Genomic DNA, 22,545 nt, shown 5'->3' on the forward strand with positions numbered 1-22,545 from the left:
ATTTATAGCGCCACTCTTTGTTTTAAAAAATGTTTAGAATAAGTACTCTAATATTAACTTTTTAGTCAAAAAAATGGAAACCCTTATTTCTTAAATAATAGTTAATTAACAGTTTTGCTATTCTCTTTAACAAAACCCTAACAACTACCGCTATTTATTGTCTATAACTTCACCATCAAACTAAAAACAATCAAGAGATGAAAATCAACAAACTCACCAATTTATTTTTTTGTTTAGCATTTATATTTAGTGCTAATACACATGCACAATTAAACACTCCTCGGGGTAGTCAACAAGCAACTGTCTCGCAACGTGTAGGGATTACAGATATTTATATAAAGTATTCTAGACCAAGTGTTAATGATAGGGAAATTTGGGGAAGTTTAGTGCCTTACGGCATGAATAACTTAGGATTTGGAACAGCAAAAGAATCGCCATGGCGAGCTGGAGCAGATGAAAATACCACTATAAAATTCACCCATGATGTAAAAATTGAGGGTCAGCCATTAAAAGCTGGTAAATATGGTTTTCACATAATTGTTAACAAGAATGAAACAGCTACTCTAATATTTTCTAAAGACTATAAAGCTTGGGGTAGTTATTTTTATGTACCAGAAAATGATGCTCTAAGAGTAGATATTTCTACTACTACTGGCTCACATACAGAATTATTAACATACAGTTTTGATGAAGTAAGTACAAACTCTACAGTAGCAACACTTAGTTGGGGAAAAAAGAAATTTCCATTTAAAGTTGAAGTAGACGTAGCTAATATTGTTTTTGCAAATATTAGGAAAGATTTTAGTGGTCAAGCAGGTTTTCAACGTCAAAATTGGGAACAAGCAGCTAATTATGCTTTAAACAATGGAGGTGATTTAGAAGAAGCTCTTGGGTGGATAGATAGTGCTATAGTCGGACAATTCTTTAGTCAGAAAACATTTAATAACCTTCAAATAAAATCTCAGATTCTCGCAAAATTGGGTAAAGTTGATGAATCATCAAAGTTTATGGATGAAGCTTTAGAACATGCTACAATCTTTCAAATTCATCAGTACGGAAGAACTCTAATAGGTCAAGGTAATAAGGAAAAAGCTTTGGTGGTTTTTAAAATGAATGCAGAAAAGAATAAAGATACTTGGCCAGTACATTATGGATTGGCTAGGGGTTATTCTGCCTTAGGGAAGCACAAAGAGGCTCTTAAACATATTGAAAAAGCGTTGACTAATGCACCGAATGATGGGGCCAAAGGGCGGGTTCAAGCAAATATTGAAAAACTTAAAAAAGGAGAAGATATAAATTAAATAAAAGAAACATCAATCAAACTACAACAGTTAAAAAGCTCAATCAAATTAATGATTGAGCTTTTTTTAACTTATATAATTCCAAATATTCCTATACTTCCCCATAGATTTATAAGTATTTAAAATTGGCTCATTTTTATCGGTCTCAAGTGTTGGGTCATTATGGAGAATTTTCTTTGCATAAAAACGTGCATTTTGTAGTATGTCTTTATCTTTAATAATATCAGCAATTCTTAGGTTTAAAACACCACTTTGTTGGGTTCCCATAATATCCCCAGGACCACGTAACTTCAAATCAACTTCTGCAATATCAAAACCATCATTGGATTTAACCATAGTCTTTAAGCGTGTTTTGCTATCATTACTTAGCTTGTATCCAGTCATTAGTATGCAGTAGCTTTGCTCTGCACCACGACCAACACGTCCTCTTAATTGGTGTAGTTGGGATAAACCAAAACGTTCTGCGCTTTCAATTATCATAACCGAAGCATTAGGAACGTTCACACCAACTTCTATAACGGTTGTGGCTACCATTATTTGTGTTTCAGCTTTAATAAAACGCTGCATTTCAAAATCTTTGTCTGCTGGTTTCATTTTCCCATGAACAATAGATATTTGATATTCTGGAAGCGGAAAATCTCTTGAGATACTTTCATAGCCATCCATTAGGTCTTTATAATCTAAAGCTTCGCTTTCTTGAATTAACGGATATACTACATATACTTGTCTGCCTTTTGCAATTTCATCACGAATAAATTTGAATACATTTAATCGGTTTTTGTCATACCGATGAACTGTTTTAATTTCTTTTCTACCAGGAGGTAGTTCATCTATTATAGAAATATCTAAATCACCGTAAACAGACATCGCTAATGTACGTGGAATAGGGGTAGCCGACATAACTAAAACATGTGGAGGATTTGTATTTTTTTTCCAAAGCTTACTTCTTTGAGCAACACCAAACCGATGTTGCTCATCAATTATTGCTAGCCCTAAATTTTTAAATTTAACCTTGTCTTCAAGTAAGGCATGGGTGCCAATAAGGATCTGTAAATTACCATTTTCTAAAGATTCATGAATTTCTCTTCTATTTAAAGTTTTAGTTGATCCTGTTAGTATTTTAATACTGATATTTAAATAGTTACACCAGTTTAATAACCCGTTATAGTGCTGTACTGACAAAATTTCAGTCGGCGCCATCAAACAGGCCTGAAAACCGTTGTCAAGTGCTATAAGCATTGACATGAACGCGACTATGGTCTTTCCGGAACCTACATCACCTTGAAGAAGCCGATTCATTTGCGCATTACTTCCTAAATCTGCTCTAATTTCTTTTAAAACTCGTTTTTGAGCATTTGTTAATTCGAACGGTAAATGCTCTTTAAAGAAAGTATTAAAATGATTGCCAACTTGCTCAAAAGGAAATCCTTTTATTTTAGATTTATGAATGAGATTTTTTAAAATTAACTGAAGTTGTATATAAAAAAACTCTTCAAATTTTAATCGGTATTGCGATTTAGCTAATAATTCCTGACTTTTAGGAAAATGAATATTCAACAAAGCGTCTTTTTTATTTATGAGTTTCAACTCAGTGAGAATATCATTCGATAGTGTTTCAATGAAATTTCCTTTGGTTTCCAGAAATAATTGTTGCATAATTTTATTAATTACGCGATTTGTAATACCTCTGTTTGTTAGTTTTTCAGTTGAAGGATAAATAGGCTGCAAAGCAGATCGTACATTTTTTTCATGTTCTGAAATCAATTCAATTTCTGGATGTGGCATGGAGAACTTGCCACTAAACCAGTTGGTCTTGCCAAAAATCACATAAGGAGTGTTTAATTTAAGACTTTCTCTAATCCATTTCTGTCCTCGAAACCATACGAGTTCCATGCTTCCAGTATCATCTTGAAAAGTTGCTACAAGCCTTTTGCCATGTTTCTGGGCAACTTCTTTAAAACCTGTTATTTCTCCAATTATTTGAACTTCCGCATTACTACGCTGTAATTGGTTCACTTTGTAATATTTTGTACGGTCTAAATAACGATTTGGGAATAAATTAATTAAATCTTGATAGGTATGAATGCCTAGCTCCTTACGCAGTAAATCGGCACGATTAGGACCGACACCTTTTAAATAGTCTATTGGAGTTTGGAGTTTGGAATTCATAAAACTAAAATAATTCTTTTGAAAGTAATGGCAAGGAGTAATTTGGACTAAAGTTTGCTATATTAGTTTTATGAAATATTTAGGCTGCTTAATATTCTTTTTGCTAACGCGTTTTTGTGCTTCTCAACAAACAGACTTTGTTGATTTTAAATCAGCAAAAGCCAATATTGCTTTTGAAGATGTAAAGCAAAAAGAAGTTTCAGGCATCATTTCATACACATTTAATATTTTAAAAGATTCGGATTCTATTTTTATTGATGCTAAAAATTTTGAAAGCATTGCATGTCTTCTAAACGATACTATTACAGGGAATCTCTATGATGGAAACCATTTAATTGTTAGGCATCCTTTTAAAGCCAATTCGAAACACAAACTTGATATTGTTTGGAAAGCTCAACCAAAAAAAACCATGTATTTTATTGATTGGGAAGACCCTTCGACAAGCTCAGGGCAAATATGGACCCAGGGCCAAGGGAAATACACCAGTAATTGGTTACCATCAATTGATGATATGAATGACAAAATCGAATTTGATTTAAGCATCACTTTTGATAAAGACTATGAAGTCCTCGCTAATGGTAAATTAACAAATAAACAAATCAACGACTCAACAATCACCTGGCATTACGATATGCAAGAACCCATGTCAAGCTACTTGGTGGCGTTAGCTATAGGGAAGTATGATAAAAAAGTAGTGTATTCTAAAAGCGGTATTCCTTTAGAAATGTATTATTATCCAGAAGATTCGTTAAAATTTGAGCCTACTTATCTTTATACCAAGCGTATGTTCGATTTTTTAGAAGAAGAGATTGGCGTGCCTTATCCTTGGCAAAATTATAAACAAGTTCCTGTAAAGGACTTCTTGTATGCAGGCATGGAAAACACGAGTTTAACGATTTTTTCAGATAGCTTTGTAGTCGATTCTATTGGTTTTACTGATAAGAATTATGTGAATGTAAATGCTCATGAATTAGCGCATCAATGGTTTGGTGATTTGGTAACTGAAACATCAGGAACACACCATTGGTTACATGAGGGTTTTGCAACATACTATGCGTTATTAGCTGAACGTGACATTTTTGGAGAAAATTATTATTACTGGAGACTTTATGAATATGCTCAAGAATTATTAGATCAAAATAAGTCACGGCAAAGTACTTCGCTTCTGGATCCAAAATCAAGTAGTACAACATTCTATAAAAAAGGAGCTTGGGTATTACATTTATTGAGAGAGAAGGTGGGTGATAATGCATTTAAAGCATCTATTAAGAATTATTTGTTAAAGCATCAGTTTAAAAACGTTGACACCAATGATTTTATAAATGAAGTAGAGAAGGAAAGTGGCTTAAATTTAAGAGAGTTTATAGAAGCATGGTTGAAAACTAAAAGCTTCAACTATAATGATGTCTTAGAAAGTCTTAAAAAATCTGCTTTTATACAAGAATATTTGATGGTAGATTGTGAAGCATATACTTCGAAGTGTAAAGATTATTTATCGTCGTGGATCTCTGATGAAGCCAAAATTAAGGTTATTAGGCAGATGCCAAATAGAATAAAAAGTAAAGATTTTAAAAATAGTTTAAAAGTGCGTCAAGCAATTGCTCAATCATTTTCCAAAATCCCATCAGAATTAAAAATAGAATACGAATCACTTCTAAATGATAAATCTTATGTAACCATAGAGGCCGCCTTGTTTGGATTATGGAATAGTTTTCCAGACGAGCAAAGTAAATATTTAATTAAAACAAGGGGATTAGAAGGTTTTAGTGATAAAAATATAAGAACACTATGGTTAACATTAGCTTTATTAACTGATGAATATGAACCTGAGAACGATGATTTATATTTTAATGAATTAATAGATTATACAGGTTCCAAATATGGTTTTGAAGTCCGCCAAAATGCATTTAGCTATTTGGCGTGGATTAGTTCTTGTGGAGAGGTTTGTCAGGAAAATTTACAACAAGCCACGAAACATCATAACTGGCGGTTTTCTAAATTTGCGAAACAATTATTAAAAGACATTAATTAATATGAAAGCATTAGTAATTTCAGGTGGAGGAAGTAAAGGTGCTTATGCTGGTGGTGTTGCCCAGTATTTGATTCAAGAAGCAGGAAACAATTATGATATGTTTTTAGGAACTTCTACAGGTAGCCTATTGGTGCCGCACTTAGCAGCAGGAAAAATTGATAAACTCTATGGTATTTTTACCAATGTTAATCAGCACAATATCTTTAGTGTGAATCCATTTGTTATTAGAAAGAAAGGTAGGCGAGAATTTGTATCGATTGATTTTATCAATACACTTTGGCAGTTTATTAAAATGAAACGAACTTTTGGTGAAAGCAGAGCATTACGCCGCTATATAAGAAAGAATTTTACCGAACAGGAGTATAATTTGGTTAAAGAAACTAAGGACGATGTGGTTGTTACAGTCTCTAATTTATCAAAGAATAGAGTAGAGTATAAGTCTATAAAAGATTTTTCATATGATGAGTTTTGTGATTGGATATGGATTTCGTGTAATTACATACCTTTCATGTCTTTGGTAGAAAAGGATGGTTTTGAATATGCCGATGGGGGATTAGGGTGTGTCGTACCAATACGCGAAGCAATTCTTAGAGGAGCCACAGAAATAGATGCTGTTGTTTTAGAAAAGGAGTCTATGGAGTACAATAAAGTGCTTGGTAAAAACCCATTTTCTTTGATGATTAATTTATTTGGACATTTATCAGATCAATTAGAAAGAAATGATATTACTATAGGAAAGTTGGCTGCAAAAAATAAAGGTGTACAGCTTAATTTGTATTACACACCATCAAAATTAACAGAAAACTCATTAATTTTTAATAAAAAATTGATGACTTCGTGGTGGCAACAAGGTTATGATTATGCTGAAGAAAAATTAAATAAAGCACGTTCTAACGAATTACGAATAGATTAGTAAAGACCACTTACTTCTTCCTTAATAAAAGAAAGCGCAGCATCACTTGGTGCTCGACGTTCCATCATTTCTGTTAAAATGACTTCTCTTAATTTTTCAGATGTATTGGTTTTGGGTAACAAACTTGCTTTTCTAATTAATTGAATGGTAGCATTTTTAGCTGCTGAAATGATACTCCAACATCTATCACTAATATAGATTTGTTGCGATAAATTATGTTCTAATTCTTGTTCAATACTTGAAATAAGTAAAGATTCGTAATCCTCTTTATTTGAAGAAGTTGGCTTTACCCTAACTAGTAGTTTATTAGGTGAAATTCGCTCTAAATAAAGTGCCAAACGTTCATATGCTTGTAAACGAATTGGGAGAGCGGTTACTTGCATGTCTTTTTTTAACAAGTAGCGTCTTCTACCATCTTCATTTTTAGTGTGTTCTTTAAAAAAATAATACGCTAATACCCCTGTAATTAAAGAAGGAATAGCAAACATAAATAGGTCAACAATACGTTCTGCGTCCATTGTAATTAGATTTGAAGTTATTTATTACCTCCCAAATATACACAATCTTTTAAGTTTTGCATACCAGAAAAAGGAACAGGGGATTTAACATACATATAGGTTCTGTTCAATTCTTTTGAAAGATTGTGGTCGTCAACATTTATTTCAATATCACTCATTTTAAACTGGCATGGGTGCTCATAGCCAGCGGCATGTGTTATTTCTACGAGTTCTTTTCTAAAAGTCATAAAATATTGTGCCAAACGAGCAGATTTTAGAGTTGGGTCAATACCATTTTGTAACCACTTACTTTGTGTAGCTACGCCACTGGGGCATCGATTTGTATGGCACACTTGGGCTTGTATACACCCAATACTCATCATAGCTTCTCTTGCAACATTTATACAGTCTACACCCATTGCAAATGCCATAGCAGCTTTGGCAGGAAAACCTAATTTTCCACTTCCTATAAAAACAATTCGTTCAGTTAATCCTTTACTCTCAAATAGTTTGTATAAATCACTAAAACCATAAACCCATGGTAAGGAGACATGGTCTGCAAAACTTGGTGGTGCAGCTCCAGTACCACCTTCGCCACCATCAACAGTAATAAAATCAGGGCCTTTCTCTGTTTTAACCATAATATCTGCCAATTCTTCCCATTGCTCTAATTTGCCAATGGCAGCTTTAATTCCAACGGGTAAGCCAGTTGCTTCAGCAATATCCTCTATAAAGTCAACCATCTCCGGAACGTTAGAAAAAGCTTTGTGATTAGGAGGAGATAAGACATCTTTACCTACCTCAACACCTCGAATATTAGCAATTTCTTTAGTTATTTTTGCTCCTGGTAAAACGCCTCCTTTTCCAGGTTTAGCTCCTTGAGATAATTTGACTTCTATAGCTCTAATAAATGGATTATCATTAACAAGCTTTTTCATTTTCTCCATAGAAAAACCACCATCTTCAGAGCGAACACCAAAATAGCCTGTTCCAAAATGAAACACAACATCACCACCATGACTGTGATAAGGGGATAACCCGCCCTCACCAGTATTATGATAAGCCCCAGCCATTTTAATACCTTTATTTAATGATTCTACCGCTTTTGCAGAGAGGGAACCAAAACTCATCGCTGATACGTTTATAATAGAAGCAGGCCTGTAGGGTTTTTTTCTTTTATTGAAAGCACCTATTACCTTAGCACATGGGAGAAAGGTTTTATCTATGCTATTAGGATGATTCTGATCAATTTGAAAAGGCATCATGGCATTATTGATAAAAATATGCTGATGTTCATAAATATCTCTATCGGTACCAAACCCTTCGTAGTTGTTTTCTTTTTTTGCAGATGCATAAATCCAACTACGCTCAATTCTATTAAAAGGCAATTCTTCTCTATTATTCGCCACAAAATATTGACGCATTTCTGGACCAATACTTTCAAGCCAATATCGTAAATGCCCAACAATAGGATAGTTGTGACTTATGGTATGTGATTTTTGAAAAAACACATCTCGTATGGCTACAAGAACCAAGAAAATTAAAACCCAAGTCCACCAAGGCATATTCGCTAAAAAATCTAAAACTGAATCCATATTAATTATTTAAATAATCAAACGATATTTGTGTTAATGCTTTTACACCAAAGATTAACCCACCTTCATCAATAAAAAAATCGGGTGTATGATGCGGAAATGCTTCCGTATTACCAGGTGTCATACCGCCTAAGAAAAAGAAAAAACCAGGAACAATTTCTTGATAATATGAAAAATCTTCACCACCAGTGGTTGCTTTTCGTAAACGAACATTTTCCGTTCCAACTACTTTTTGAAGTGTTGGTAACATTTTATCAACTAAATCGAAATCATTATAAGTGATGGCGGTGTTATTTTGAAAACTTATGGTTGCTTCACCACCATAAGCTTTTGCTAAAGTAGTTACCATTTCAGTCATTCGTTCTTGAATATGCGCTTTCATTTCTGGATCTAATGTTCTTACAGTGCCAATGAGTTCGGCAGTTTCTGGTATGATATTAAAACGTGTTCCAGCTGTAATTTTTCCCACTGTAATAACCGCAGCTTCATTTACTAGTTTTGATTCTCTACTTATTATAGTCTGCAAACCATCAATAATTTTTGCTGAAATTAATATGGGATCTACACCTTGCCAAGGTCTACCACCATGTGTTTGCTTTCCTTTTACATTTATTACAAATCGCTCTACGGATGCCATTACACCACCTTTTTTATAATGAATGGTACCAACTTCATAATTTGAACGAATGTGTAATCCGAAAATAGCATCCACTTTTGGATTATCTAAAACACCTTCTTTTATCATCAGTTTAGCACCACCTTCTTCTCCTGGAAGCGGGCCTTCTTCAGCTGGCTGAAAAATGAATTTTACTGTTCCCTTAATTTTCTCCTTATTTTTAGTCAAAATTTCAGCTACACCCATTAGAATAGCAGTGTGCGTATCATGCCCACAGGCATGCATCACGCCAGTTTCTGTATTTAAAAAAGTTGTTTTTACCTCAGACTTAAAAGAAAGGTCATTCCGTTCCGTTACCGGTAAGCCATCAATATCTGCTCTTAAAGCAATAACCTTTCCTGGTTGACTCCCTTTCAAAATCGCCACTACACCAGTATGCGCTACACCTGTTTTAACTTCTAAACCTAATGATGTTAGATGTTCAGCAATGGTTTTAGCAGTTTTAAATTCTCTGTTTGATAATTCTGGATATTCATGAAAATGCCGCCGCCATTCAATGACTTTTGATTCTATTTCTTCAAATTGTTTATCGAGATTGGATTGTGCTTGAGTATTAAATGCCAATATTGTGCTAAAAATTAATAGGAGGTACTTCATTTAAATAGATAAGATTAGTAAATTTTGAAGCTTAAAGATATTCAAAATTTGATAAAGGATTGTATATCCTTTAATTGTTTATAATTATTAATAAGAACACTTAATTAAACGCATAACATTGGTTATTTTCACGTCTTAAATTACAATGATTTTGGAAGCATATTTAGAACAGTTAAATGAAGCGCAGTTGGCTCCTACATTACAAATGGACGGACCTATGATAGTAATTGCTGGTGCTGGTTCTGGAAAGACACGTGTGCTAACGTATCGTATTGCTTATATGATGAGTAAGGGTGTTGACCCATTTAATATTTTGTCGCTGACATTTACTAATAAAGCAGCACGTGAAATGAAGGAGCGTATTGCTACCATTGTGGGAGCTAGTGAAGCTAAAAATTTATGGATGGGAACGTTTCACTCGGTGTTTGCTAAAATTTTGCGCATTGAAGCGGATAGGTTAGGATATCCGAGTAATTTTACTATTTATGATACGCAAGATTCAGATAGATTAATTGCATCTATTATTAAAGAAATGAGTCTGGATAAGGATATTTATAAATACAAGCAAGTACGTTCAAGAATCTCATCTTATAAAAACAGTCTTATTACAGTTAAGGCTTATTTTAATAATCCAGAACTTTTAGAGGCTGATGCTATGGCTCGCCGACCAAGAATGGGCGATATTTATAAGGAATATGTAGAACGCTGTTTTAAGGCAGGTGCCATGGATTTCGATGATTTGTTACTTAAAACTAATGAACTCTTAACTAGGTTTCCAGAGGTTTTAGCGAAATACCAGAATCGATTTAAATATATTTTAGTAGATGAGTATCAAGATACCAACCATTCGCAATATTTAATTGTTAGGGCCTTATCAGATAAGTTTCAAAATATTTGCGTGGTAGGCGATGATGCTCAAAGTATCTACGCTTTTAGAGGCGCGAATATTAATAATATTTTAAATTTTCAGAAGGATTATGATGATGTAAAAGTTTTTAGATTAGAGCAAAATTATCGGTCTACTAAAAATATTGTGAACGCTGCGAATTCTATAATTGATAAAAATCAAACCAAACTTGATAAGATCGTTTGGACTGCTAATGATGAAGGAACTAAGATTAAAGTAAACCGTTCTTTAACAGATGGCGATGAGGGACGTTATGTGGCTAGCACGATTTGGGAGGATAAAATGAAAAATCAGTTAAAGAATAGTGATTTTGCTATTTTGTATAGAACCAATGCACAATCACGTTCCATTGAAGATGCTTTAAGAAAGCGCGATATTCCGTATAGAATTTATGGTGGTTTGTCCTTTTATCAACGTAAAGAGATTAAAGATACCATATCTTATTTACGATTAATTATTAATCCTGCTGATGAAGAAGCGCTTAAACGGATTATTAATTTCCCACCACGTGGGATTGGTCAAACTACAGTAGATAAACTCATTGTATCAGCAAATGGTTATAACAAAACCATTTTTGAAGTAATGAAGCATATTGATAAAACGGATGTTAAAATTAATTTAGGAACACGAACCAAACTTCAAAATTTTGTGACCCTAATTGAAAGTTTTCAGGTGTTAAATCAAACTGCTGATGTTTTTGAATTAGCGGAACATGTTACCAGAACCACAGGTTTAATAAAAGAATTCAATAAAGATGGTACACCAGAAGGTGTTGCTAAAATGGAAAATATTGAAGAGCTTTTAAATGGTATGAAAGACTTTGTAGAAGGTCAAAAAGAAATCGCCGACACAGCAGGTAATTTGGCTGAGTTTTTAGAAGATGTAGCTTTAGCTACTGATTTAGATGCCGATAAAGGAGATAGCAACCATGTGGCGTTAATGACAATACATTTAGCTAAAGGATTAGAATTCCCTACTGTGTTTGTTGTTGGACTTGAAGAAGATTTATTCCCAAGCGCCATGAGTATGAACACGCGCAGTGAGCTAGAGGAGGAGCGACGTTTATTTTATGTTGCCTTAACAAGAGCCGAAAAACAAGCCTATTTAACCTACGCATTATCCCGATATCGTTGGGGAAAACTTATTGATTCTGAACCAAGTCGATTTATTGAAGAAATTGATGAGCAATATTTGGATATTGTAACACCAATTGAAGAACGGCGATTTAACCCAATGTTAAGTGCCGATATTTTTGGCGATGTTGAGCCTAATAAAATTAGATATAAACCAGCAAAGCAACCTATATTTAATAAAAATAAAGCAGCTAAAAACGAGCCGACTAAGTTTCAAGTTACAACACCTAAAAACTTGAAACCTGTAGCTGAAACAAACGGAAACACAAATCTGTTTGATAGTAAGTTAGTTGTTGGAAATACTGTAAAACATATTCGGTTTGGAACTGGTGAAGTTATGAAAATTGAAGGAGTAGGAGCCGATATAAAAGCTGAGATAAATTTTCAGCATGGTGGTGTTAAAAAGTTATTGTTACGATTTGCTAAGTTGGAAATAATAGGGTAATGGCAGAGTTTTATAGAATTTATGAGGAAAACCCAAACCCAAAAGAGATTGAGAAGGTTGTAAACATTCTTAAACGCGGTGGTTTAATTATTTATCCAACAGATACAGTGTATGGCTTGGGTTGTGATATTTCAAATTTGAAAGCTTTAGAACGTGTAGCTCGAATTAAAGGTGTAAAACTCGAAAAATCTAATTTTTCATTTATTTGTCATGATTTAAGTAATCTAAGCGATTATGTTAAGCAAATAGATACTTCGACCTTTAAAATATTAAAACGAGCACTTCCTGGACCTTATACGTTTATTCTTCCTGGAGCAAAATCTTTGCCAAATCCGTTTAAGAAAAAGAAAACGATTGGTATTCGAGTTCCTAATAATAATATAGCTTTAGAAATTGTGAAGCAGTTGGGAAACCCAATTATTTCTACATCAATACGTGATGAAGATGAAGTACTAGAATACACCACAGATCCTGAGCTCATATTAGAAAAATGGAATAGTCTGGTTGATTTAGTCATCGATGGTGGTTATGGAGATAACGAACCATCTACAGTTATTGATTTATCGGAGGATGAACCGATTGTTGTTAGAGAGGGTAAAGGGAGTTTAGAGATTTTTTAGAAATAAAAAAGCCCAACTTAATAGTTGAGCTTTTAAAAATATTCTATTTAGCGTATTTCTAGTTTACGTGCTTTTCCAAGAATTTTGCAACACCTTCATGTGTCGCTTGCATACCTGTTTCTCCTTTGTTCCAGTTAGCAGGGCATACTTCACCGTTTTCTTCATTAAATTGCAAAGCATCTACCATGCGCAATGCTTCATCTACATTTCTACCAAGCGGTAAGTCGTTTACAATTTGATGACGCACAATGCCTTCTTTATCGATTAAAAATAAACCGCGATAAGCAACTAATTCTCCACTAGCTTGCAGCATATCGTTATCATCATAAAAATAGTCACCAGCTAAAACATCGTAATTTTTTGAAATTGTTTTGTTGGTATCTGCCACTAATGGATATGTAATTCCCTTGATTCCGCCATTGTTTTTATCTAATTGCAACCATCCCCAGTGAGATTGCTCAGTATCTGTTGATACACCAATAACCGCAGTATTTCTAGATTCAAATGCTTCTAATTTTTCTTGAAATGCGTGTAGCTCAGTTGGACACACAAATGTAAAATCTTTTGGATAAAAGAATAATATCACATGCTTTTCTCCAATAAATTGATTTAAAGAAAAATTTTCAACGAATTCGCCCCCATTTATCACCGCTTGCGCATTAAATTGTGGTGCTTTTTTTCCTACTAATACAGCCATTTTTTATATATAAATTTTGTTAGATTTTATTAATTGGCTGCAAATATATTCAATGCCAAGAGACTGGCAATGCTTAATTATTTTAAAAATTTATATAAGTATAACTTATTCTAATTTGCCTTGAATTTGTTTAATTTTAATATTAAACCCTGCAAATAATAGCGTCATAAAAGGACTTATTATACTAAAAAAAGCATAAGGAATATAAGCTGTTGCTCCTGCATAACCAAAAAGTACTTTTGAATGATATGCACCACAAGTATTCCATGGGATAAGTACAGAAGTAACTGTTCCTGAATCCTCAAGTGTTCTACTTAAATTTTCAGGTGCTAAACCTCGGTCTTCATATGCTTTTTTAAACATTTTACCTGGAACTACTAATGCTAAATATTGATCTGATGCCGTAAGGTTTAGTGCGAGACAACTTGCTACTGTACTTGCAAAAAGACCAAAGGTAGTTGTTGCTAATTTCAGCAAAGATTTGGTGATTCTAGCTAATGCACCAATAGCATCCATAACACCACCAAATACCATAGCACATACTATTAGCCATATTGTTCCGAGCATACCTTTCATTCCTCCGGCAGTAAATAAATCGTTTAATTCAGCGCTATTTGTTTTGACTGCTGTATCGACAGTTAATGCATTCATTACTCCTTTGTAAGCAGATTGAAATGTAAGGCTTTCAAACCCTGCAATAGTAGCAACAATATTGGGTTGCGCAATTATAGCTGTAACACCTCCAAGTAAGGCTCCAATTAAAAGAGCTATTAGTGGTGGTGTTTTCTTTATTATCATGACTATAACAATAGCTGGAACAATAAATAGCCATGGCGAAATATTAAAGGCTTCATTTATAGCTTGTAATTTATCCTGAATTTGAGGCGTGCCTGTTGTATCAAGGTTTAACCCTATTATTATGAAAATTAATAAAGTCACTAAAATCGTAGGAATTGTTGTTAAAGACATATATTTAATATGAGAAAACAATTCTGCTCCTGCCATGGCAGGAGCTAAATTTGTAGTATCACTTAAAGGCGACATTTTATCCCCAAAATAAGCGCCTGAAAGTACAGCACCAGCAGTCATTCCAATTGAAATACCCAACGCTTCTCCAATACCAATTAAGGCAATACCAACAGTAGCAGAAGTAGTCCATGAACTTCCTGTTGCAATGGATATTATTGAGCATATAATAACGCAAGCAGCTAGAAAAATTGTTGGATTTAATATTTGTAAACCATAATATATCATAGTTGGAATTATGCCGCTGATTAGCCATGTTCCAGCTAATGCTCCAACCATTAATAAAATTAATAATGCTCCAGTAGTAGATTTTACATTCTCTGCCACTTCTTCTAACATTCTTTTGTATGTTACCTTATTTCTAAAACCAATTATTGCCGCAACGGCAGCTCCCATTAATAATATAAATTGATTACTACCGCTTAATGCGTCATCGCCGTAAACATAAATATTGTATGCCAGCATACATACTAACGCTATAACTGGAATCAAAGCTTCCCAAATATTTAATTCTGCGTTTTCAATAATATTTTGGTCTCCGATTTTAATCTTGGAAATATTCTTGTCGTCTTGCATAGAAGGGTTTTTAGTCTTGTAATGTTACGATTTTAGCTTCATGTATGCAAATGGAAATAGTTCAGTATTTTTACACTTCAATATGAAATTTTATGGATTCATTAACCCAAATTGTTTTAGGTGCCGCTTGTGGTGAAGCTGTTCTAGGTAAAAAAATCGGAAATAAAGCATTGCTTTTTGGTGCAATTGGTGGTACCATTCCTGACTTAGACGTTTACGTAGGGAACTTACTATATGGGAATGAAATTGATGCAATGTTATTTCATAGAGGTTTTATGCACTCGATTTTGTTCTCGGTACTTGCTGCTTTTCTTTTAGGATGGTTGGTATACAAACTTTATAACTCTGGAAAACGACTAGATATAACTACGCAGCATAATTGGATAAGTTTGTTCTTTTGGTCTCTTTTTACGCACCCAATTCTTGATTGTTTTACACCTTATGGCACACAATTGTTTACACCTTTCACCAATTATAGAGTTGCTTTAAATAACATTGCGGTGGTCGACCCATTATATACCATTCCCTTTTTGCTTTGCATGATTGTTTTAATGTTCTTTAAGAGAACTTCGAAGAAAAGAAGCTATTGTCTAAAAATTGGTATTTTTATTAGTTCTCTGTACTTGCTTTTTACCTTTGGGAATAAACTATATATGGATGCACTATTTAAAACATCGTTGCATACTAATGAGATAGCCTATAAACGGTATTTCTCTCAACCCACAATTTTCAACAATATTTTATGGTATGGAGTAGCCGAAACTGATTCGACTTACTATGTCGGTTATTATTCTTTATTTGATAAAGAAAATAAATTCTCAGATTTTAAGGAGTTACATAAGGAACGTGCATTGAATACCAAAGATTATAAACGCATCAAAGATTTAGCCTGGTTTAGTAACAATTATTACAGTATCTACAAGTTGAGCGATAATGAATATCAATATAATGATTTGCGTTACCCGCTCACAAATGACGAAGCCTCAAATTCATCGGTTTTTAAGTTTCGTCTGTTCGAAGATCAAAGTGAATTAAACATGAAGCCTTTTGAACGAAATGAAGATAATGTTTCAGACGCCCTAAATACTCTATGGGAAAGACTAAAAGGCAAATAAATTTTAATTAAGCATATTCAAACTTATTGTTACCTTTCAATATATTTAATTCTTCCATGCATGCTCGCATCAGTTGGTAGGTCCGTTCGATATCTGCATCTAAGCCAATTGAGAAACGAATTAGTCCATCACTTAAACCCATTTCCTTTTGTTCATCCTCTGGAATTTCAGAAGACGTCGAACTACCTGGTGCACTAAAAAGCGTTTTATAGAAGCCAAGGCTTACAGCAAGATATCCTAAATTTTTGTTTTGCATCATTTCCATTAACTCATTGGCTTTGTCTAGCGAGCCAACATCAATAGTTAACATGCCACCAAAACCATATTGTTCATTCATCATGCTTTTGAATAAATTATGAGATGGGTGAGATTTTAATCCAGGATAGACTGTATTTAATCCATCTTTCTCAAATTTTTCAGCTAAAAACATGGCATTTTTACTATGTTGCTGCATACGTATATGCAGTGTGCGCAAGTTTTTTAGAACGGATGCAGCTCTCAAACTATCCATTGTTGAACCAAGAAGCATAGAGGCACCATTATTAACATTTCTTAGATCATTTATAAATTCTTGACTTGCACATATTACACCACCAACGGTATCGCTAGATCCATTTATAAATTTTGTTAAACTGTGCACTACAATGTCAGCACCCAAAATTACTGGAGAAATTGATAATGGAGAAAAGGTATTGTCAACGACTAATTTTAAATTGTGCTTTTTTGCAATTTCTGATAAACCAGAAATATCCGCTACTTCTAAAAGTGGATTGCTCACAGATTCACAATAAAGTATTTTAGTATTCTTTGTTATTGCTGCTTCTACAATATCTAATTTGGTAATATCTACAAAAGAGGTTTTAATATTAAACTTTGGTGTAAAGTTTTTTAAGAAGGCATAAGTACCACCATAAATAGTTCTACTAGAAATTATGTGGTCACCAGTATTGCATAATTGTAATAATACCGGTGTTATGGCTCCCATGCCAGATGCAGAAACATTAGCAGTTTCTGTGCCTTCCATGGCGGCTAAAGCTTCACCTAAATATAAATTAGAAGGGGAGGAGTGACGCGAATATAAATAACATCCATCGGCATTACCTTCAAATGTATCGAACATAGTTTTAGCAGATAAAAATGTATAAGTTGATGAATCTGAAATAGAAGGGTTAACACCTCCAAACTCCCCAAAGTATTGTAAATCTTGAATGTTATTTGCTGGTTTAAATTCCATAATCTTACTGTTTTATAACTACAAAATTGAATAATTTTAGATTAAATAACAATGATTAGTAATTTATTTAGAAAATAAAATTGATATTATGAATAATTTTAGATTTATTAATTGTATTTTAATTCAAAATATAGTTTTAAGTTAAAAATCTTCACTTATGATATTTGATATAATAGATAAGAAATTACTTGAGTACTTACAAACAGATAGTAAACAGACTAATAAAGAGCTATCCAATAAACTGAATTTATCTGTTACCGCAGTTTATGAACGTATAAAAAAACTTGAAAAGGCAGGCTTTATAGATAGGTATATTGCCTTGGTGAATAAAGAAAAAGTAGCAAAAGACTTCGTTGTATTTTGCCATATAAAACTGGTAAAGCACAGTCAAGAATATGTTGTTAGCTTTGAAAAAGAAGTAAAAAAATTAAATGAAGTATTAGAGTGTTATCATATTAGTGGCGATTACGACTACCTTCTGAAGGTTTTAGTCGAAGATATGACAGCATTTAGAGAATTTATGGTTAAAAAGTTAACCACAATTAATCATATTGGGAGTACGCAAAGTATGTTTGTTATTAATGAAGTCAAACATTCTACAGTTATTACTTTTTAAAATGAAAACAAGCCGCTATAAAGCAATAGAATTTTTTGCTATCTATATATTAATCCCTATAAGTTTTGCTTTAAACTTTTCTGCTTGGATTAAATTATGTATCGGTTTAATAGGATTTATATACATTATTTTAGTCTTGCTAAAAGTAGAAAATCTAAAATTCAAATTAGCCAAACGGTTAGAATGGAAATTATTTTGGAAAGAAACCTTTATTAAATTAGCTATTATAGCAGTGCTAACAGTATTTTTTGTTTGGAAAACCGATGCTCAGGCACTTTTTAGTGTTGTAATTAATAAACCAAAGTTATGGGTGTTCATATTATTTATTTACACCATTTTTTCAGTATACCCGCAAGAATTAATTTATCGAACATTTTATTTTCATCGATATAACTACCTTTTTAGAAATAAAATCTTATTCATCTTTTTAAACGCTATTCTGTTTTCTTTGGCACATTTATTCTTTAGAAATATTTTAGTTTTAATTCTTACTTTTTTAGGAGGGTTATTATTTGCGATTACTTATAAAAAAACAGAGTCTACCGTTTTAGTGTCGATTGAACATGCTATTTATGGCTGTTGGTTGTTTACAGTAGGAATGGGAGAAATGCTTGGTTTTCCATCATAGTGATTATTGTACAATAATATTTACAATTTGGCTACTGTTTATTATTTCTTTTTTCTATTTTTATAAAACTATTAACTAAATATTTATTTTAAATGAAAAAATTGGGAAGCATTATTATCGGCTTTATTATAGGCGCTTTGTTAACGTATTATTTTTGTCCGAGACCGCTTGTTATGGAAGAAGAAATAGCCATAGTAAAGCCAAAAGGTGTTATTTCTATTATAAAAGCCAAAGAATTAAATAAGAATTGGACTGATTTCAGACAAGCTGCAGTTGATTCTGCTGCAAAAAAGCAAGGTCGAAATAAAGATAATCGTTGGGTTTCATGGTCGTTAGACGACATTGAAGACTATTTGGATTACGCTAAACATTATTCTGATAGTATAAAGTATGATATGACAGGTATTCGTGTATATCTAGGCGTTTACGGTAAAAATGCAGGACAAAACAAAAAAGATTTGACGACTATGTTTATTGTACCAACTGGTAAAAAATCAAGGTCAGAGGCTAGTATGAGTTTTTTACAGCCTGGTAGCGGTACTATTCCTGTGCCTCCTTTAAATGATGGTGATGGAGGACCTGGAGATTATAATGACTAGAATTTGTGGAAGAATTTATATTAAAAAATTATTCTCTTTTTACGCGTTTTGTCGAAGTTTTGTCTGCTATTACTGGAATTTTACTTTTTAAAAAGTATAAATTGACAGCAGTTAAATATTTTATTTATTTTCTATGCTATCTTTCAATAGGTGATTTTTTTAGTAATTACACAAAGCTTATTAAAAATAATGGAATTCTAAGTTTTTTAGAAGGGACTGTATTAGAGGAAAATTATTGGTGGTCAACCTTATTTTGGAAAATTGGAGCTATTTTGTTTTTCGTTTTTTTCTACAATAAGATTCTAAAGACATATATATACAAAACTATATTAAAGCCTGCCAGTTACTTTTTTCTTTTAATATCAGTAAGTTATATTCTCTTAAATTGGGATCAGTATTTCACTAGTTTTTTCCCTATAATAAGTGTTTTAGGCGCAGTTATTATATTTCTTTGTGTAGGTTTTTATTTTATGGAACTATTGCAAAGTGATAAAATATTGATTTTTTATAAATCGATATATTTTTATATAAGTGTAGCTATTTTTATTTGGTGGTTAATCATTACTCCAATTGTTTTCTATGATATTTATGGAGAAAATAGAGATTTAAATTATCTACAATTAAGAAGATTGTTATATTTATTTGCAAATATTTTTATGTATTCAACCTTTACATTTGCTTTAATATGGTGCAAACCTCAGAACGATTAGCTAGTACATCATCAGAACGTTATTTATTGGTATATATGATTGCTGTATTGGTGATCGTGACAACTTTAGTTATTGTCTTTTTTGTGGTTTTCTTAAAACGAAAAAACAAATTGATGTTAGATAAAATTGAACAGCAGCAGGCTTTTGAAGAAGAAATTATACAGGCACAAACAGAAACACAAGAGCAAACATTAAAGAATATAGGATGGGAATTACATGATAATATAGGGCAATTACTCTCTTTTGCAAACATGCAATTAAGTATACTCAAAATGCAAGTTTCTGATGACATTAAAGATAATTTTAAAGATACTTCTGAAGCTTTAAGTAATAGTTTGAAAGAAGTTAGATCACTTTCAAAAACACTAAATAATGATGTTGTTTTAAATATTGGCTTAGTTAAGTCTATAAATAATGAGTTAGAAAGGCTTAAAAAGATGAAGTTTGATTCTGCTAAGCTTGAAATTATTGGAGATAGGATAGATTTTATCCATAAAAAGCATGAAATTATTGTTTTCAGAATTTTACAAGAATTTTTATCCAATTCTGTTAAATATTCAGATGCAAAAAACATTTCGGTTATTTTGGATTATAATAAACCAAATCATTTAAAAATTTCTGCTTTTGATGATGGTAAAGGTTTTGATGTAACTGATGTTGAAGAAGGTTCAGGTTTAATTAATATGAAAAGCAGAGCAGTTTTAATTAATGCCGATTTTGAATTACATTCTAAACCAAGTGAAGGCGTACAATTGGTGTTGGACTATCAGTTATCATAATTAAAAAACACTAAAATTATACCAAACAAGCATTCCAAATAGTATCATCAGGTAGAGGTGCTTCAATTGAAACCGGTCCTTTTTTAACAGGATGAATAAACTCAATATGCCTTGCGTGTAAACTGATGCTGGCATCTTTGTTACTTCTATCGAAACCATATTTTAAATCACCTTTAATTGGACAGCCAATGTTTGATAATTGAGTTCTGATTTGATGATGTCTCCCAGTTTCAAGGTTAATTTCAAGTAAATAATAATTATCTAATTTTTTTAAGGTTTTATAATGAAGAATCGCTTTTTTACTATCCTTAATTTCTTTCGTGTACGCGTAAGATTTATTGTTTTTCGGATTTTTTTTTAACCAATTAATTAAAGTGCCTTCTGGTTTTGATGGTTGATTTTTAACTATAGCCCAATAGGTTTTTTGAATATCCTTTGAAAGAAATAATTTATTAAGTCTTGGAAGTACCTTACTTGTCTTTGCAAAGATAACAATACCTGTAGTTGGTCTATCTAAGCGGTGGACCGTCCCTAAATAAACATTCCCTGGTTTATTATACTTGTCCTTAATATAGTCTTTTACAATATCGCTTAAAGGCTTGTCGCCAGTTTTATCACCTTGAACAATGTCGCCAGCACGTTTGTTTACAATGATAATATGGTTGTCTTCAAAAAGAACCTGAAGGTTGTTTTTATTTGAAAGGATTTTTTGTGACATTAATTATTTTTTGTCGCGCAAAGTTGCAAAATTTTAAGACATATGAGTGAAGTAGAATACTGAGACTGTGACAGAAAACTTAATATTGTTCACTGTCATTAGGGAAATCATGACTTTTTACATCAGTTACATATTGTTGCATAGCAGTTGTCATGTCTTCATATAAGTTCATATAACGCCGTAAAAATCGCGGATTAAATTCGTGAGTCATACCAAGCATATCATGTAGCACAAGTACTTGACCATCTACACCATTACCAGCACCAATACCTATAATAGGAATGCTAACACTCTCCGCAACTTGTTTAGCTAATGCCGCTGGAATTTTTTCTAATACAATTCCAAAGCAGCCAATTCGTTCAAGCATTTTGGCATCTTCTAAAAGCTGTAAAGCTTCCTGTTCCTCTTTTGCTCTTACAGTATATGTTCCGAATTTGTAAATAGATTGTGGTGTTAGTCCTAAATGGCCCATAACAGGAATTCCCGCATTTAAAATACGCTTTATAGATTCTTTAACTTCTTTGCCACCTTCCATTTTTACAGCATGCCCACCACTTTCTTTCATAATTCTAATTGCAGAACGCAATGCTTCTTTTGGATCACTTTGGTAGCTTCCAAAAGGTAAATCAACCACAATTAAAGCTCGATATATAGCGCGAACCACAGATGAGGCATGATAAATCATTTGATCTAGCGTAATAGGAAGTGTGGTTTCATGACCAGCCATCACATTACTTGCAGAGTCGCCTACAAGAATAACATCAACACCTGCACCATCAACAATTTTTGCCATGGTATAATCATAGGCCGTAAGCATAGATATTTTTTCACCATTAGCTTTCATATCTACTAATGTTTTTACAGTAATACGTTTATATTCTTTCTTGGCAACAGACATATAAATTTGTTTAAAGTGATAGCTTGTAAAAGTAATAAATTAAAAAGTATAGTGTTAAACTTTT

The 22,545-nt window shown here is 32.8% G+C and carries 20 protein-coding genes; 11 read left to right on the forward strand and 9 right to left on the reverse strand.

Annotated features, from left to right (window positions below):
- Nucleotides 1–197 precede the first annotated feature (197 nt).
- Nucleotides 198–1,301: a DUF2911 domain-containing protein gene (locus AC2D6V_RS10180; protein WP_484648033.1), complete on the forward strand. Its 1,104-nt coding sequence runs from the start codon at nucleotides 198–200 to the stop codon at nucleotides 1,299–1,301.
- 66 nt (nucleotides 1,302–1,367) lie between these two features.
- Here AC2D6V_RS10180 and recG read toward each other — a convergent pair whose 3' ends face one another.
- The gene (gene recG / locus AC2D6V_RS10185; protein ID WP_484648034.1) at nucleotides 1,368–3,470 is read right to left on the reverse strand and encodes an ATP-dependent DNA helicase RecG; all 2,103 of its coding nucleotides are present in this window, start codon (nucleotides 3,468–3,470) and stop codon (nucleotides 1,368–1,370) included.
- A gap of 70 nt (nucleotides 3,471–3,540) precedes the next feature.
- On the opposite strand from recG, the gene AC2D6V_RS10190 reads away from it, so the two are divergent.
- Together AC2D6V_RS10190 and AC2D6V_RS10195 are read left to right on the forward strand one after the other, a co-directional pair.
- Entirely contained in the window at nucleotides 3,541–5,502 is a 1,962-nt protein-coding gene (locus AC2D6V_RS10190; protein ID WP_484648035.1) for a M1 family metallopeptidase, read from the forward strand.
- A gap of 1 nt (nucleotide 5,503) precedes the next feature.
- Nucleotides 5,504–6,415 (forward strand): patatin-like phospholipase family protein, encoded by a 912-nt coding sequence (locus AC2D6V_RS10195; protein ID WP_484648036.1) that lies wholly within the window; start codon nucleotides 5,504–5,506, stop codon nucleotides 6,413–6,415.
- Here AC2D6V_RS10195 and AC2D6V_RS10200 read toward each other — a convergent pair.
- Genes AC2D6V_RS10200 through AC2D6V_RS10210 form a run of 3 tightly spaced genes read right to left on the reverse strand, consistent with a single transcriptional unit; the run spans nucleotide 6,412 to nucleotide 9,780 of the window.
- A complete protein-coding gene (locus tag AC2D6V_RS10200) occupies nucleotides 6,412–6,933 on the reverse strand; it encodes a DUF7935 family protein (RefSeq protein ID WP_484648037.1) in 522 nt (173 codons plus the stop codon). The two genes, AC2D6V_RS10195 and AC2D6V_RS10200, sit on opposite strands and share 4 nt — an antisense overlap.
- Nucleotides 6,934–6,950: 17 nt before the next feature.
- Nucleotides 6,951–8,507 carry an FMN-binding glutamate synthase family protein gene (locus tag AC2D6V_RS10205; protein ID WP_484648038.1) on the reverse strand — a complete coding sequence of 519 codons (1,557 nt, stop codon included), beginning with the start codon at nucleotides 8,505–8,507 and terminating at the stop codon, nucleotides 6,951–6,953.
- A 1-nt stretch (nucleotide 8,508) separates the two neighbouring features.
- Nucleotides 8,509–9,780 carry an amidohydrolase gene (locus AC2D6V_RS10210; RefSeq protein ID WP_484648039.1) on the reverse strand — a complete coding sequence of 424 codons (1,272 nt, stop codon included), beginning with the start codon at nucleotides 9,778–9,780 and terminating at the stop codon, nucleotides 8,509–8,511.
- Nucleotides 9,781–9,931: 151 nt separating this feature from the next.
- Between AC2D6V_RS10210 and AC2D6V_RS10215 the strand changes: the two genes are divergently transcribed.
- Nucleotides 9,932–12,265, forward strand: coding sequence for an ATP-dependent helicase (locus AC2D6V_RS10215; RefSeq protein ID WP_484648041.1), 2,334 nt, complete (start codon nucleotides 9,932–9,934; stop codon nucleotides 12,263–12,265).
- Nucleotides 12,265–12,885, forward strand: a complete 621-nt coding sequence (locus tag AC2D6V_RS10220) for an L-threonylcarbamoyladenylate synthase (RefSeq protein ID WP_484648042.1) — start codon at nucleotides 12,265–12,267, stop codon at nucleotides 12,883–12,885. Before AC2D6V_RS10215 ends, AC2D6V_RS10220 begins: the two co-directional genes overlap by 1 nt.
- A 58-nt stretch (nucleotides 12,886–12,943) precedes the next feature.
- Here the strand turns inward: AC2D6V_RS10220 and AC2D6V_RS10225 are convergent, their stop codons facing one another.
- Both AC2D6V_RS10225 and nhaC read right to left on the reverse strand, forming a co-directional pair.
- The gene (locus AC2D6V_RS10225) at nucleotides 12,944–13,582 is read right to left on the reverse strand and encodes a peroxiredoxin (RefSeq protein WP_484648044.1); all 639 of its coding nucleotides are present in this window, start codon (nucleotides 13,580–13,582) and stop codon (nucleotides 12,944–12,946) included.
- A 105-nt stretch (nucleotides 13,583–13,687) separates the two neighbouring features.
- A complete protein-coding gene (nhaC, locus tag AC2D6V_RS10230; protein WP_484648045.1) occupies nucleotides 13,688–15,184 on the reverse strand; it encodes a Na+/H+ antiporter NhaC in 1,497 nt (498 codons plus the stop codon).
- Nucleotides 15,185–15,276: 92 nt separating this feature from the next.
- Here nhaC and AC2D6V_RS10235 point away from each other — a divergent pair, with 92 nt between their 5' ends.
- Nucleotides 15,277–16,299 (forward strand): metal-dependent hydrolase, encoded by a 1,023-nt coding sequence (locus tag AC2D6V_RS10235; RefSeq protein ID WP_484648047.1) that lies wholly within the window; start codon nucleotides 15,277–15,279, stop codon nucleotides 16,297–16,299.
- A gap of 7 nt (nucleotides 16,300–16,306) precedes the next feature.
- Here the strand turns inward: AC2D6V_RS10235 and AC2D6V_RS10240 are convergent, their stop codons facing one another.
- A complete protein-coding gene (locus tag AC2D6V_RS10240) occupies nucleotides 16,307–17,533 on the reverse strand; it encodes an aminotransferase class I/II-fold pyridoxal phosphate-dependent enzyme (protein WP_484648048.1) in 1,227 nt (408 codons plus the stop codon).
- A 157-nt stretch (nucleotides 17,534–17,690) separates the two neighbouring features.
- Between AC2D6V_RS10240 and AC2D6V_RS10245 the strand changes: the two genes are divergently transcribed.
- From AC2D6V_RS10245 to AC2D6V_RS10265, 5 genes are all read left to right on the forward strand, one after another.
- Nucleotides 17,691–18,149, forward strand: coding sequence for an Lrp/AsnC family transcriptional regulator (locus AC2D6V_RS10245; RefSeq protein WP_484648049.1), 459 nt, complete (start codon nucleotides 17,691–17,693; stop codon nucleotides 18,147–18,149).
- A gap of 1 nt (nucleotide 18,150) precedes the next feature.
- The gene (locus tag AC2D6V_RS10250; RefSeq protein WP_484648051.1) at nucleotides 18,151–18,777 is read left to right on the forward strand and encodes a CPBP family intramembrane glutamic endopeptidase; all 627 of its coding nucleotides are present in this window, start codon (nucleotides 18,151–18,153) and stop codon (nucleotides 18,775–18,777) included.
- A 92-nt stretch (nucleotides 18,778–18,869) separates the two neighbouring features.
- Nucleotides 18,870–19,376, forward strand: coding sequence for a hypothetical protein (locus tag AC2D6V_RS10255; protein WP_484648052.1), 507 nt, complete (start codon nucleotides 18,870–18,872; stop codon nucleotides 19,374–19,376).
- A 5-nt stretch (nucleotides 19,377–19,381) separates the two neighbouring features.
- Nucleotides 19,382–20,086: a hypothetical protein gene (locus tag AC2D6V_RS10260; protein WP_484648053.1), complete on the forward strand. Its 705-nt coding sequence runs from the start codon at nucleotides 19,382–19,384 to the stop codon at nucleotides 20,084–20,086.
- A complete protein-coding gene (locus AC2D6V_RS10265) occupies nucleotides 20,062–20,865 on the forward strand; it encodes a sensor histidine kinase (RefSeq protein WP_484648054.1) in 804 nt (267 codons plus the stop codon). The genes AC2D6V_RS10260 and AC2D6V_RS10265 overlap by 25 nt, the downstream gene beginning before the upstream one ends.
- A gap of 16 nt (nucleotides 20,866–20,881) precedes the next feature.
- Here AC2D6V_RS10265 and AC2D6V_RS10270 read toward each other — a convergent pair whose 3' ends face one another.
- Complete coding sequence (locus AC2D6V_RS10270) at nucleotides 20,882–21,583, reverse strand: RluA family pseudouridine synthase (protein WP_484648055.1); 702 nt, start codon at nucleotides 21,581–21,583, stop codon at nucleotides 20,882–20,884.
- Between the two features lie 79 nt (nucleotides 21,584–21,662).
- The gene (gene panB, locus AC2D6V_RS10275) at nucleotides 21,663–22,481 is read right to left on the reverse strand and encodes a 3-methyl-2-oxobutanoate hydroxymethyltransferase (RefSeq protein WP_484648056.1); all 819 of its coding nucleotides are present in this window, start codon (nucleotides 22,479–22,481) and stop codon (nucleotides 21,663–21,665) included.
- Nucleotides 22,482–22,545 lie beyond the last annotated feature (64 nt).

Source organism: Algibacter sp. YIN40 (assembly GCF_057219435.1).